Below are 13523 nucleotides of genomic sequence, written 5' to 3'. Positions count from 1 at the left end.
CAGAGGGGGGAGGGAAAGTCCCGCCCGCAGCGAGCAATCATGAAGCTCCTCACCACCCCCGGCTTCTGGATCGCGGTCCTCGCCGTCCTGGCCGCCGCCACCCTGCCCTGGTGGGTCTCCGGCTACATCCTCGGCCTCCTGACCATCGCCTACTATTTCGGCGTGTTCTCGATGGCCTGGGACCTGCTCTTCGGCTTCGCCGGCGAGGTGAATTTCGGCCCGACCTTCCTGATCGGCCTCGGGGCCTACGGCGCCGGCATCCTCAACAACCGCTACGAATTGCCGATCCCCTACTGCCTCGCGGTCGGGACCGTGCTCGCCGTGGTCGGCGGCCTCGCCCTGGCGCTGCCGGCGCTGAAGGTGCGCGGCCCCTATTTCGGCCTGATCACCCTGGTGGCGGTGCTGCTCCTGCAGAACATGATCGTGGTCTTCTCCGGCCTCACCGGCGGCGAGATCGGCCTGACCGTGCCCGACGTCATCTCGATCGACGCCGACACCAATTACTGGCTGGCGCTGGGCTTCATGGCAGTCTCGGGCCTGATCCTGACCGCCATCGCGCGCTCGCCCGCGGGGCTGATCCTCCAGGCCGCCGGCCAGGACCCGGTGGTGACCGGGGCGCTCGGCTTCAACGTCGCCAAGCACAAGCTCGCGGCCTTCGCGGTCAGCGCCGCCTTCTCGGGCCTCGCGGGCGGGCTGGTGGTCTTCTACATGGGCACCGCCTCGGTCGGCACGCTGATCAACACGTCGGTGGGCGTGCAGGTGATCATCGCGGCGGTGCTCGGCGGACGGCGCACCATCGTGGGCGCGGCGCTCGGCGCCGTGTTCCTGATCGCGGCGGGCGAGCTGCTGCGGCCGCTCGGCGGCCTCTCGACCTTCGTGGTCTCGGCGGTGGCGCTCCTCGTGATCCTGTTCGTGCCCTCGGGGCTGCTCGGCCTCGGATCGCTCCGGAGAGCCCGATGACCGTCGCCGTCGCGCCCCCGCCGGCCGTGTCGCCCGTCATGGCCGAGCCCTGCCTCACCGTGCGCGGCCTGACCAAGCGCTACGGCGGCCTCGTCGCTGTCAAGAACATCGACCTCGACCTGCGCCCGGGCGAGATCCTCGGGCTGATCGGCCCCAACGGCTCGGGCAAGTCCACCGTGATGAAGCTGATCATGGGGCTGGAGCGGCCGAGCGCCGGCTCGATCCGCCTCGACGGCACGGAGATCGGCGGCATGCCGGCCCACCGGGTCGCCCGCTCCGGGATCGGCCTCGTGTTCCAGCACGCGCGGCCGCTCCAGCGGCAGACCGTGCTGGAGAACATCAGCCTCGCGCTCCTGCCCGACAGCCTGATCCGGCTGGCGGCCGACCCCCACGTGGCGCGGCGCGCGAGAGAAATCGCCGAGCGCGTCGGCCTCGGCGCGGTCGTCGACCGGCGCCCCGGCACCCTGCCCTTCGCGGATCTCCGCCGGCTGGAGCTCGCCAAGGCCATCGCCCGCGACCCCCGGGTGGTGCTGGTCGACGAGCCCTTCGCGGGCCTGACCGGCGGCGAGGTCGCGGCCTTCTCCGAGCTGATCCGCGGCTTCCGCGACGAGGGCAAGGCCGTGCTCCTCGTCGACCACAACGTGAAGAGCGTCGCGGCCATCGTCGACCGGGTCTTCGCCATGTATCTCGGCGAGCGCATCGCCGAGGGCTCGGCCGAGTCGGTGATGGCCGACCCGACCGTGCGCCGGGTCTATCTCGGCGGCAGCATCGAGACGGCGGCCCGGCCCGAGGCGGCGTTCAAGCCCGACTCGCTGCTCACCGTCGAGGGCGTCGACGTGCTCTACGGCAAGGCGCAGGCCCTGCGCTCCGCCTCGATCCACGTCCACGAGGGCGAGTTCGTCTCGGTGGTGGGCCTGAACGGCGCCGGCAAGACCACGCTGTTCAACGCCATCTCGGGCCTCGTCCCGCATACCGGCGCGATCCGGTTCGACGGCCAGGATCTCGCCCGGATGAAGCCCGCCGCGATCGCGCGCGCCGGCATCGTCCAGGTGCCGGAGACCCGCGAGCTGTTCGGCGATCTCAGCGTGCGCGAGAATCTCGACCTCGGCGGCCAGCACTTCCCGAAGGCCGAGAGCGCCAGGCAGCGGGAGTGGCTCTACGAGCTGTTCCCGATCCTCAAGGCCCGCGAGGGCCAGACCGCCCGCACCCTGTCGGGCGGCGAGCAGCAGATGCTGACCATCGCCCGGGCGCTGATGATGCGGCCGCGCCTCCTGATCCTCGACGAGCCGACGCTCGGCCTCGCCCCGGTGATCCTGGAGCTGCTGTCGAAGGCGCTGGAGAAGCTGCGGCAGACCACGCCGATCACGGTGCTGCTCGGCGAGCAGAACGTCACCTTCGCGCTTCCCCACGCCGACCGGGTCTACGTGCTGGAACAGGCGCGGATCGTCTGGGAAGGCCCGCCGCAGCGCTTCGCCAGCGAGATGGGGAAGAAGTATTTGTGAGAGCAAGCGTTTCCCCTCCCCTTTGTGGGGAGGGGCAGGGGTGGGGCGGGTGAAGACGGCACCGCGCCGCTCGATCCTGAACCACCCCCACCTCCAACGCCTCCCCACAAGGGGGAGGAGGGTGGCCCGCAGCGACGGACGTGAGCGGAGTTGACGGCGTGGACTTCAACCTCTCCCAGTCCCAGACGCACTGGCTGACCCGCGTCCGCGCCTTCATCGCCGACGCGATCCTGCCGGCTGCCGCCGCGGTGGCAGCCGAGCGCGCGGAGAGCCGCGAACCGTCCCCCACCATGGAGCGCCTGAAGGAGAAGGCCCGGGCCGAGGGCCTGTGGAACCTGTTCCTGCCGCCCTCCCCCGAGCACGACACCGACGATTATCGCGGCGCCGGCCTGACCAACCTCGATTACGCCCTCTGTGCCGAAGAGATGGGCCGGGTCGGGATCGCCTCGGAGGTGTTCAACTGCGCCGCCCCCGACACCGGCAACATGGAGGTGCTGCACCGCTATGGCACCGCGGCCCAGAAGGACCGGTGGCTCAAGCCCCTGATGGCGGGAGAGATCCGCTCGGCCTTCCTGATGACCGAGCCGGAGGTCGCCTCCTCGGACGCCACCAACATCAGCACGTCGATTCGCCGGGACGGCGACCATTACGTCGTTGACGGCCGCAAGTGGTGGTCGACCGGCGTCGGCGATCCGCGCTGCCGGATCGCGATCCTGATGGGCAAGACCGATCCGGAGGCCCCCCGCCACCGGCAGCAATCGCAGATCCTCGTGCCCATGGATACGCCGGGGGTCCGGGTGGAGCGCCTGCTCCCGGTCTTCGGCTACGAGGACGCGCCCAAGGGACACGGCGAGGTGGTGCTGGAGAACGTTCGCGTCCCGGCCGAGAACCTGATCCTCGGCGAGGGTCGCGGCTTCGAGATCGCGCAGGGCCGGCTCGGGCCCGGGCGCATCCACCACTGCATGCGCACCATCGGGGCGGCCGAGGTGGCGCTGGAGGCGATGGCGCGACGCCTCGTGTCCCGCGTCGCCTTCGGCAAGCGGATCTCCGAGCAGTCGGTCTGGGAGCAGCGGGTCGCCGAGGCGCGGATCGACATCGAGATGACCCGCCTCCTCTGCCTGAAGGCCGCCGACATGATGGACAAGGTCGGCAACAAGGGCGCCAAGCTCGAGATCGCCATGATCAAGGTCGCGGCGCCGCGGGTGGCGCTCAAGGTGATCGACGACGCCATCCAGGCCCATGGCGGGGCCGGCGTCTCGGAGGATTTCGGGCTTGCGAAGATGTACGCCCATATCCGCACCCTGCGGCTCGCCGACGGGCCCGACGAGGTCCACAATCGCTCGATCGCCCGGCTCGAATTCGGGCGCTACACCAATGCCCGAGAGGGGGTATGAGCGAGCCCGAAATCTTCTCCGGCGTGAAGCCGGTCGAGCCGCGCCACCGGATCGACGAGGCGAAGCTCGCCGCCTGGATGGCAGGCCACGTCCGCGGCTATGCCGGCCCGCTCACCGTGCAGCAGTTCCGCGGCGGCCAATCGAACCCGACCTACCGGCTCGACACGCCGGGCCAGGCCTACGTGCTGCGCCGGAAACCCTTCGGCGCGCTCCTCCCCTCCGCGCACGCCGTCGACCGTGAGTTCCGGGTGATCGGCGCCCTCTACGGCGAGGGCTTTCCGGTCCCGCGCCCCTTCGCGCTCTGCGAGGACCCGGAGGTCATCGGCGCGGCCTTCTACGTGATGGAGGCGGTCGACGGCGCCGTGCACTGGGACGGCGCCCTGCCGGGCCTCGACCCCCATGCCCGCCACCGGCACTACGCGGGCATGATCGCCACGCTGGCGCGCCTCCACGCCATCGACCCGGAGGCGGCGGGGCTCGCCGATTACGGCCGGCCCGGCAACTACTTCGCCCGGCAGGTCGACCGCTGGACCCGCCAGTACCGCGCCGCCGAGGACGGGCGCCTGGAGGATGTCGAGCGGCTGATCGCGTGGCTGCCCAAGACCGTGCCGGAGCAGCAGGGCGCCTGCGTGGTCCACGGCGATTACCGCCTCGACAATCTGATCTTCTCCAGGGATGGCGGCGTCAGCGCGGTGCTCGACTGGGAGCTGTCGACCCTCGGCGATCCGCTGGCCGATTTCAGCTATCTGCTGATGCAGTGGGAATTGCCGGCCGACGGGCGCAGCGGGCTCGGCGGCCTCGACCTGCCGGCACTCGGCATCCCCACCCGGGACGAGGCGTTGGCGCTGTACTGCCGGGCGGCGGGCCGCAAAAGCTTGCCCGACCTCGACTGGTACTTCGCCTACAACCTGTTCCGGCTGGTCGGCATCCTCCAGGGGGTGGCGGCCCGCGCCAAGGCCGGCAACGCCGCGAGCGAGCACGCCTCCGCGATGGCGGCGCGCGTGCCGAAGCTCGCCGCCGCGGCCTGGGGCTTCGCCGAGCGGGCGGGGGCCTGAGCATGGAGTTCGCCGGCCGGGTCGTCGCCGTCACAGGGGCCGCACGGGGCATCGGCCGGGCGCTCGCGGTCGCCGCCAGGGCCCGGGGGGCGACGATCGTGGCCCTCGACCGGGACGGGGCAGGGGCGGAGGCCGTGGCGGCGGAACTCGGCGGGCGGGCCTTCGCGCTCGACGTCGGCGACGCGGAGGCGGTCAGTGCGGTCCTGGCGCGTATCGAGGCCGAGATCGGCCCGATCGCGCTCTACTGTTCCAACGCCGGCATCCTGGAGCGCGACCCCGATCCGGATCTCGCCACCTCCGCCGACCCGGAGAGCTGGGCGCGTGCCTTCGCGGTGAACGTGATGGGCCATGTCCACGCGGCGCGGGTGCTGGTCCCGCTCTGGCGCGCCCGGGGCGGGGGCGCGTTGCTCGGCACGGTCTCGGCGGCGGGGCTGCTCAGCCAGATCGGCAGCGCCACCTACTCGGCCACCAAGCACGCGGCGCTCGCGTTCCTGGAGCATCTCGCCATCGCCCATGCCGAGGACGGGATCCGGGTCGCCGCCCTGTGCCCGCAGGGCGTCGACACCGCCATGCTGGGGGAAGCCAGCGCCGCGTCGCGCGACGGCGTGCTGGCACCGGAGGCCGTGGCCGTGGCCGCCCTCGACGGGCTGGCCTTGGGGCGCTTCCTGATCCTGCCGCACCCGCAGGTGGCCGAATACGCTCGCCGCCGGGCCGAGGACCCCGAGCGCTGGCTCGCCGGCATGGCGCGCCTGCGCCGGTCGATGCGGGTGGAGCGGGGCGCGGCCGATGATCTGTGATTCGCCCCCTCCCCGCCCGTCATCCCGGGGCCGCGCAGCGGAGCCCGGGATCCAGGCGCGCTGTCCGGCCTCGTTCTGGCGCCGCGGCGGCACTGGGTCCCGGGCTCGCCTGCGGCGCCCCGGGACGCCGGGGCCGGTGCGGGATCCGCGCTTCTCCGGTGAGAGGGTCTAGCCCATGTCGCTGTTCGACCTCACCGGCAAGGTCGCTCTCATCACCGGCTCGTCGCGGGGCATTGGGCGGGCGATCGCTCTGCGAATGGCCGAGCACGGCGCCCGGGTGGTGATCTCCTCGCGCAAGCGCGAGGCCTGCGAGGCGGTCGTGGCCGAGATCGAGGCCGCCCATGGGGCCGGCCGCGCTGTGGCGATCCCGGCCAGTATCTCGGTGAAGGAGGAGCTGGAACACCTCGTCGCCGAGACCGAGAGCCGGCTCGGGCCGGTCGACGTGCTGGTCTGCAACGCCGCCAGCAACCCCTATTACGGGCCGCTCGCCGACATCACCGACGCGCAGTTCCGGAAGATCCTCGACAACAACGTCCTGTCGAACCACTGGCTGATCCAGAAGGTCGCCCCCGGCATGGTCGCGCGGCGGGACGGCGCGATCATCCTCGTCTCGTCGATCGGGGCGCTCAAGGGTTCGCCGGTCATCGGCGCCTACAACGTCTCGAAGGCCGCCGACCTCCAGCTCGCCCGCAACTACGCGGTGGAGTACGGGCCGGCCAACGTCCGGGTGAACTGCCTGTGCCCGGGGCTGATCCGGACCGACTTCGCCCGGGCCCTGTGGGAGGATCCCGCCATGCTGGCCGCCACCACGGACGCCGCCCCTTTACGCCGGATCGGCGAGCCCGACGAGATCGCCGGCGCGGCCGTGTTCCTGGCCTCCGCGGCGGGCCGGTTCGTCACCGGCCAGGCGCTCGTGATCGACGGCGGGGTGACGATCGCGCGATGAGCCCCGATCCCCGCATCCCCGCCGGCTGGCCGGCCCTGCCCTTCCGCGAGGCCGAGGCGCGGCTCACCGCCTCAGGGGCGCCCTTCGCCATCGCCACGGTGCCGATCCGGGGCGTGCCGACCCGGATCTGGGAGAAGGCGCCGCCGACGCTCGGCGACCTGTTCCGGATCGCGCGCGGCCACGGGGACAAGACCTTCGTGGTCTATCAGGACGAGCGCGTGACCTTCACGGGCTTCGCCCGCGCCGCCACCGCCCTGGCGCGGGCTCTTGTCGAGGCCGGATTGCGCAAGGGCGACCGGGTCGCCATCGCGCAGCGCAACCTGCCCGAATGGCCGGTGAGCTATTCCGGTGCGCTGCTCGCCGGGGCGATCGCGACGCCGCTCAACGCGTGGTGGACCGGGCCCGAACTCGCCTACGGGCTGCAGCATTCGGGCGCGCGGGTGCTGATCGCCGACGGCGAGCGCTTCGACCGCATCGCCCCGCACCTGCCCGAATGCCCGGCCCTGGAGCGGGTTCTCACCACCCGGATGGCGCCGGATCCCCGGGCGACGCCGCTCGCCGACATCGTCGGGCCGGTCCGGGACTGGGGCGCCCTGCCCGACCTGCCCCCGCCGGACATCGCCCTCGATCCGGAGGACGACGCGACCCTGTTCTACACCTCGGGCACGACCGGCAAGCCCAAGGGCGCGGTCGGCACCCACCGGGCGGCCGCGACGACCGTGATGGCCTATCCCTACTCGGCGGCGCGCAGCGCCCTGCGCCGGGGCGAGGCGCCGCCGAAGCCCGACCCGGCCGCGCCGCAGCGGGCGGCGCTGCTGGTGATTCCGCTGTTCCACGTCACCGGCTGCCACGCGAGCCTCGGGGCGGCCCTCTACGGCGGTCACCGGCTGGTGATGATGCACCGCTGGGACGCGAACGCGGCCCTCGACCTGATCGAGCGGGAGGGCTGCACCAGCGCGGGCGGCGTGCCGACCATCGCGTGGCAGCTCGCCAATGCGGCCCGGGAGGCCGGCCGGCCGCTGCCGACCCTCGAGGGCGTCACCTACGGCGGTGCCCCGGCCGCCGGCGACCTCGTGCGAGCGCTGGGCGAGGCCCTGCCGCGGGTCGTCCCGGGCACCGGCTGGGGCATGACCGAGACCTCGGCGACCTTCACCCACCACCAGGGCGAGGATTACCTCGCCCATCCGGAATCCTGCGGCCCGCCCCTACCGGTCTGCGAGGTGCGGATCCTCGATCCCCTCGGGCAGGATCTGCCGCCGGGCAGCGTCGGCGAGCTGTGCGTGAAGGGTCCGAACGTGGTCCGCGGGTACTGGGACGACCCGGCGGCCACCGCGGAGGTTTTCTCGGACGGCTGGCTGCGCACCGGCGACCTCGCCCGGGCCGATGCCGAGGGCTTCCTGACCATCGTCGACCGGATCAAGGACATGCTGATCCGCGGCGGCGAGAACATCTATTGCTGCGAGGTCGAGAACGCCCTCTACGCCCATCCGGACGTGATCGACGCCGTGGTGCTGCCGGTGCCCCACCCGACGCTGGGCGAGGAGCCGGGCGCCATCGTGGTGCTGGCCGAAGGCGCCGAGGCCGGGCCGGAGGCGATCCGCGCCTTCGTGGCCACGCGGCTCGCGGCGTTCAAGGTGCCGGTGCGGATCGTGGTCTGGGACGGGCTCCTGCCCCGCAACCCGGCCGGGAAGGTCCTGCGCGCGCCGCTGCGGACGGTCTTTGCAGGGTCAGAGGAGAATCAGAACGGCTCGCTCTCGTCGTCCGGGCGGTAGTACCGCAGGGTCCGGCCGTCCGGGAACTGCACGGTCCGGCGGCGCACGACGAGGTAGCCGGCGGCCTCCGCGCTGCTCAGCCGGTCGAGGCGCTCGTCGGCGTAGCCCGGGCCGTAGCCGGGTCCGTACCCGTAAGCGCGGTAGCGCGCGTAGCCGTCCAGTGGCGGCGGCGCGACGGCGACGACCTGCGGTTCGCGGAAGGTCCGCGCCGGCGTCGCGGCGACCCGGGTCCGGCGCGACGTGGCGACGACCCTCTTGGTCGCCGGAACCCTGCGCGTTGCCGTCCGCTCCGGAGCGCGCCGCGCCGCGACGGCCTTCCGCTTGGCGCGCGGCGGCCGGGCCTCCGGCGACGCCGCGGCCGGAGTCGATGCGCTCACGGCTGCCGGCGCCGGCGCTGCGGCCTTCTTGTCGGCGGCCGGCGGCGGCTCGGCGGCCGGCTTGTGGGCGGGCGGGTCCGTCCAGGTCGAGCCCGCGGCGGGCTCGGCGGTGGCGCCCCCGACGCCGAGGAGCAGGATGAGGGCGGCGAGGCTCGTGCGTGCGCCGTGCGGCATGGTGCCCTCCTGAGATCGCGGTGCATCGGCTCGGTCCGCGGGGCGGTGCAACAATAGAGCGAACGGCGACGCAAGGGAATTCCGACCTTCCATTTCCGCGGGGATCGGCGAGTACATGGTTATACCGGTGATGCACCGCTTCGGCGGTGCGGAACCCGCAGCGCTCGCGGGGGTTGCCTCGCCATGTCCGCCCCCGCCGATGCGTCTTCCGGCTCCCCGCCCGGCCTGCGGGTGAGCGTCGATCTCAACCTGTGCCAAGCCTATGCCCAGTGCTGCTACGCGGCGCCGATGCACTTCCGCATCGAGGGGCACGAAGCCCTGTTCTACGATCCGGCCCCCGCCGCCGAGCACCGGGCCGACATCGAGCGGGCGCGCGTCGCCTGCCCGGTCCAGGCGATCCGGGTCGAGGATCCGGGGCAGACCGCCTGATGCCGCAGATGTCCGAGCGGGCGGTGATCGTGGGCGCCGGTCTCGCGGCCTTGCGCGGCGCCGAAGCCATGCGGGCGGCCGGCTTCTCCGGCCCGCTGACCATCGTCGGCGACGAGCCCTACCGGCCCTACGACCGCCCGCCGCTCTCGAAGCACGTCCTCACCGGTGCGACGCCCGCGGACGCGACGACCCTGCCGGGCAGCCTCAGTCTCGACGCGGACTGGCTCCTGGGCTGCCCGGCCACCGGCCTCGACCGGGAAGCCCGCGCCGTCCGGCTGACCGACGGGCGCACCCTCCCCTACGACCGCCTGCTGATCGCCACCGGCACGCGCGCCCGTCCCTGGCCGAACCCCCATGAGGGCCGGCTCGCCGGCGTCTTCACCTTGCGCGGGCGGGACGACGCCGCCGCCCTGCGGCAGGCCCTGGCCGCCGGCCCCCGGCGCGTGCTGGTGATCGGTGGCGGCTTCATCGGCTGCGAGGTCGCCAGCCTGTGCCGGCAGCTCGGCCTGCCGGTGACCCTGGTGGAGCCCGGCCCGACGCCGCTGGCCCGTGTCCTCGGCCGCACCGTCGGGTCATTCATCGGCGCGATCCACGCGGGCCACGGCGTCGAGCTGCGCTGCGGCAGCGAGGTCGAGTGGCTGGAGGACGAGCACGGACGGCTGGTCCGCGCCCACCTCGTCGACGGCACCCGGATCGAGGCCGACCTCGCCGTGGTCGCCCTCGGCGCGGTGCGCAACACCGAATGGCTGGAGGGTTCCGGCCTGTCGGCGGATCCGGGCGGGGTCGATTGCGACGCGCGCGGCTACGCCGTCGATACGGACGGAACAGCAGATCCGCGCATCACAGCGGCCGGCGACGTGGCGCGCTTCCCGCACCCGCTCTACGACGGCCGTCGCGTCGCACTGGAGCATTGGAGTCAGGCGGTGGCGCAGGGCATCCATGCCGGCCGGCTGCTCGCCGGCGCCGTGCCCGAAGGCCCCTATGCCGAGATGCCGACCTTCTGGTCGACCCAGGGCGACCTCGTGGTCAAGTCGGCCGGACTGACGGAGGGGGCGGACGCGGTGGCGATCACGCAGGGCGATCCGGCGTCCGGCCGCTTCGTCGCCCTCTACGGCCGTGAAGGCCGGTGCATCGCGGCGGTCTCGGTGGATTCGGCCCGCTGGCTGCCGGCCCATGCCGAACTGGTCGCCGCCCGCGCGCCGTTCCCGCCCCGCGGCGGCGCCACCGACCGGCCGAAGGAGATCGAGATCTTCGCGCCGGACTTTCCCTAGCGCACGGTCCTCCGGACACGATGTGCGTGCCGTTCGCCGCGGTGAACGGCTCCGTCAATCCGGGACGCCGAGGGCGAGCCTGGAAGCCGGAACTACAGGTTCCGCAAAGGCTTGGCGCGCCGGCGGCTCTGGATCCCGGGCTCCGCTGCGCGGCCCCGGGATGACGGTGCGGGGGGCGGAATCCCGGTGCATCGCGGCCGGCAACCGAGGCCCCCCGACCGCACCGCCCGGGTGGCGAACACCCGGAAGCGGAACCGCCACGATGCGCGAAGCCTTTGCTGTCGCGGCATCGTTGCCCGAAGGCCGACGGCCGCCATTCGGGCTGATGCGCCAAGGAGACCGCATGCCCGACGCCACCCTCCTCGATCAGGTCAAGGATATCGCGAACCGGCCGAATCCCTACCCGGTCTACGCGAAGCTGCGGGCGAATCCCGTCTCGCGCCAGGACGACGGCACCGAGGCGGGTACATGGGTGGCGGCCACCCACGGCACCATCGCGCGCCTGCTGCAGGATCCGCGGGTCAGCTCCGAAACCCTCCCGCCGGCCGACCGGCCGCGCACCGGCAACCCCCTCACCGACCTGATCGTCAAGCCGCTCAAGGATTGGATGATGGACCGCCACCGGGTCTTCATCTTCCGCGACCCGCCGGCCCACGACGCCCTGCGCTCGGCCGTGATGCACCAGTTCAGCCGCGAGCGCGTCCAGGCGATGCGCGCCCGCTCCGACCGGCTGGTGGCCGACCTGCTCAACGAGAAATGCGGTGCCCGGGAGATCGACGCGGTCGACGACCTCGCCTACCCGCTGCCGGTGACGGTGATCTGCGAGCTGTTCGGCGTGCCCCGCGAGGACGAGCCGAAGTTCCACGGCTGGGCGACGCAGCTCGCCACCGCGCTGGAACCCGACAGCCTGTCCGACCCCGAGATCCGCGCCAAGAACAGCCGGACCTTCGACGCGATCGGCGGCTACATGGCTGACCTGATCAAGGAGAAGCGCAGGCACCCGCAGGATGACATGCTGTCGGGGCTCGCCAACCACGCGACCCCGGCTGGTGTGAAGATGGGCGATTACGACCTGATCGCCACCTCGATCCTGATGCTGGTGGCGGGCCACGAGACTACCGTGAACCTGATCACCAACGGCCTGCTGACCCTGCTCCGGCACCCAGAGGAGCTGGAGCGCCTGCGGCAGGATCCGCTCCGGGCGCCGCGGCTCATCGAGGAACTGCTGCGCTACGAGCCGCCGGTGCAGTTCCGGACCCGCCGGACGCTCGCGGCCATCGACATCGCGGGGGTCACGATCCCTGAGGGCGCCGACCTCCTGCTGCTTCTGGCCGCCGGCAACCGCGACGAAACCGTGTTCCCGGATCCCGACCGGTTCGATCCGGACCGCACCGGCACCCGCCATCTCGGCTTCGGCGGCGGCCTGCATTACTGCGTCGGCGCGCCGCTCGCCCGGTTCGAAGCCGAGGCGGCCCTGACCGCGCTGGCCGCCCGCTTGAAGGCGCCGCGCCTGATCGAGGATCCGCCGCCCTACCGGCCCGGCGCTGCCCTGCGCGGCCCGAAGCACCTGCGGGTGGCGATCGACGGAATCGCCTGAGGGTGGCCGTGTTAGCGCTACCCCCTCGCCTGCGCGGATGCGGACTATTCAGGTTTGTCTAGGCGGATCTGTCGGAGCAGAGGCGTGACGCCCTCCGCCTCTCCAAGAGAGCTTAGGACGACACGCCTTCGTTCCATCTCCACGTGGGTGTTCCGCGAACGGTAAGCCGTGCCGTCATTCCGGGGCGCCGCAGGCGAACCCGGAATCCAGAACCCCTCTTGATGCAGGATCGTGGCACGTCGATGCTTCTGGATACCGGGCTCCGCTGCGCGGCCCCGGAATGACGGGGTCGAGCGGATGCGATGCCTCGACACCGAGATGTCGATGGCGTGCTCGATCCTGAACTCTCTCGTGCCCCACCCCCACCCGCCCGCAGCGCCCGACCAGTCACGCGGGCCGCGTGAACAGGCGCTCGAACAGTTCCTCGGTCAGCTGCAAGGCGTCCGCGGTGAACGCCACTGACTTGGCGCGGCCGACGGGATCGTCGATCAGGCCCCTGTCGTGCAGGCGGCGGAGCACGCCACAGTCGAACCTCTTCCAGGCCCGATCCTCGTCGTGAAGGTCAGCTCTGCGTGTTTTGACTATGTCTCGACACGGTAATGGATCGGCTTGAAGCTGCCGTTATTCGATTGCAGGGCCGAGCAGGCTGTCAGGCCGATGATCAGGTCGGTCTCGGCCACGAAGACGATGCGGTCCCCGGCCCGGCTCAACGGCGGCTCGACGGTGAGGGCTCCGGTTTTGCCGTCGATCGGCACGTTCATGAAGCAGTTGAACGCCACCGGAATGGCGTCCGGCGCGACGCCGTAGGAGGCGAGCGCGGCCGCGAGGTTGCCGAAGCAGCCGCGATGCGGGTTCGTGTCGCCGTAGATGATGCGGAACGTGTCGGCCGAGCACGGGGTCAGCAGGAAGTCGTGACGCCCCACCGTGTCCTCGACGATGCGCAGGAGCACGTTCGAGCGGTTCGAGTAGAGCGGATCGCCGGTGGTCAGGTAGATCCGGCTGGCATAGTCGAGGGTCCGCCCGGACGAGATCACCTCGCCGATGTCGTGACGGTTGTAGGCGACGAGGTCGGCGACCTGCTCGCCGCGCGGGTCGATCACCGTGAGCCGCTGGCCCCGGTCGAGGGTGAAGGCGACACCCGAGCGCGGCTCGATCTGCTGCACGTCCGCTTGGCACATGATGGATTGGCTCACTCCGTTGAGGGGCGCAGCGGGCCCGCGTCCGGGAACGCGCCGGCCGGCCCCGCGAT

The 13523-nt window shown here is 72.2% G+C and carries 13 protein-coding genes; 10 read left to right on the top strand and 3 right to left on the bottom strand.

What is annotated here, in order from left to right; translation table 11 throughout:
* The first annotated feature begins 39 nt into the window (after positions 1-39).
* The 7 genes from ABIE45_RS16910 to ABIE45_RS16880 all read left to right on the top strand — a co-directional run bounded on the left by ABIE45_RS16910 (position 40) and on the right by ABIE45_RS16880 (position 8426).
* Complete coding sequence (locus ABIE45_RS16910; RefSeq protein WP_192710264.1) at positions 40-960, top strand: branched-chain amino acid ABC transporter permease; 921 nt, start codon at positions 40-42, stop codon at positions 958-960.
* A complete protein-coding gene (locus tag ABIE45_RS16905) occupies positions 957-2462 on the top strand; it encodes an ATP-binding cassette domain-containing protein (RefSeq protein WP_192710265.1) in 1506 nt (501 codons plus the stop codon). The genes ABIE45_RS16910 and ABIE45_RS16905 overlap by 4 nt, the downstream gene beginning before the upstream one ends.
* 158 nt (positions 2463-2620) lie before the next feature.
* Entirely contained in the window at positions 2621-3856 is a 1236-nt protein-coding gene (locus ABIE45_RS16900; RefSeq protein ID WP_192710266.1) for an acyl-CoA dehydrogenase family protein, read from the top strand.
* Positions 3853-4911, top strand: a complete 1059-nt coding sequence (locus tag ABIE45_RS16895; RefSeq protein ID WP_192710267.1) for a phosphotransferase family protein — start codon at positions 3853-3855, stop codon at positions 4909-4911. Before ABIE45_RS16900 ends, ABIE45_RS16895 begins: the two co-directional genes overlap by 4 nt.
* A 2-nt stretch (positions 4912-4913) precedes the next feature.
* Complete coding sequence (locus ABIE45_RS16890; protein ID WP_192710268.1) at positions 4914-5708, top strand: SDR family NAD(P)-dependent oxidoreductase; 795 nt, start codon at positions 4914-4916, stop codon at positions 5706-5708.
* A gap of 175 nt (positions 5709-5883) precedes the next feature.
* The gene (locus ABIE45_RS16885) at positions 5884-6654 is read left to right on the top strand and encodes an SDR family oxidoreductase (protein ID WP_192710269.1); all 771 of its coding nucleotides are present in this window, start codon (positions 5884-5886) and stop codon (positions 6652-6654) included.
* Positions 6651-8426 (top strand): class I adenylate-forming enzyme family protein, encoded by a 1776-nt coding sequence (locus ABIE45_RS16880; protein ID WP_192710270.1) that lies wholly within the window; start codon positions 6651-6653, stop codon positions 8424-8426. The genes ABIE45_RS16885 and ABIE45_RS16880 overlap by 4 nt, the downstream gene beginning before the upstream one ends.
* Here the strand turns inward: ABIE45_RS16880 and ABIE45_RS16875 are convergent.
* Positions 8393-8977 carry a hypothetical protein gene (locus ABIE45_RS16875; RefSeq protein WP_192710271.1) on the bottom strand — a complete coding sequence of 195 codons (585 nt, stop codon included), beginning with the start codon at positions 8975-8977 and terminating at the stop codon, positions 8393-8395. The two genes, ABIE45_RS16880 and ABIE45_RS16875, sit on opposite strands and share 34 nt — an antisense overlap.
* Positions 8978-9160: 183 nt before the next feature.
* Between ABIE45_RS16875 and ABIE45_RS16870 the strand changes: the two genes are divergently transcribed.
* From ABIE45_RS16870 to ABIE45_RS16860, 3 genes are all read left to right on the top strand, one after another.
* Complete coding sequence (locus tag ABIE45_RS16870; protein WP_192710272.1) at positions 9161-9406, top strand: ferredoxin; 246 nt, start codon at positions 9161-9163, stop codon at positions 9404-9406.
* Positions 9406-10677 (top strand): FAD/NAD(P)-binding oxidoreductase, encoded by a 1272-nt coding sequence (locus ABIE45_RS16865; protein WP_192710273.1) that lies wholly within the window; start codon positions 9406-9408, stop codon positions 10675-10677. The genes ABIE45_RS16870 and ABIE45_RS16865 overlap by 1 nt, the downstream gene beginning before the upstream one ends.
* 343 nt (positions 10678-11020) lie before the next feature.
* Positions 11021-12274, top strand: a complete 1254-nt coding sequence (locus tag ABIE45_RS16860) for a cytochrome P450 (protein WP_192710274.1) — start codon at positions 11021-11023, stop codon at positions 12272-12274.
* Between the two features lie 387 nt (positions 12275-12661).
* Here the strand turns inward: ABIE45_RS16860 and ABIE45_RS16855 are convergent, their stop codons facing one another.
* Together ABIE45_RS16855 and ABIE45_RS16850 are read right to left on the bottom strand one after the other, a co-directional pair.
* Positions 12662-12859 carry a DUF6429 family protein gene (locus ABIE45_RS16855; protein WP_192710361.1) on the bottom strand — a complete coding sequence of 66 codons (198 nt, stop codon included), beginning with the start codon at positions 12857-12859 and terminating at the stop codon, positions 12662-12664.
* Positions 12856-13452, bottom strand: a complete 597-nt coding sequence (locus ABIE45_RS16850; RefSeq protein WP_192710275.1) for an urea carboxylase-associated family protein — start codon at positions 13450-13452, stop codon at positions 12856-12858. The genes ABIE45_RS16855 and ABIE45_RS16850 overlap by 4 nt, the downstream gene beginning before the upstream one ends.
* Positions 13453-13523 lie beyond the last annotated feature (71 nt).

Origin of the sequence: Methylobacterium sp. OAE515 (assembly GCF_041806315.1) — a bacterium.
In the GTDB taxonomy this organism is placed as follows: domain Bacteria; phylum Pseudomonadota; class Alphaproteobacteria; order Rhizobiales; family Beijerinckiaceae; genus Methylobacterium; species Methylobacterium tardum.
This window is presented reverse-complemented; position numbering and strand designations above follow the sequence as displayed.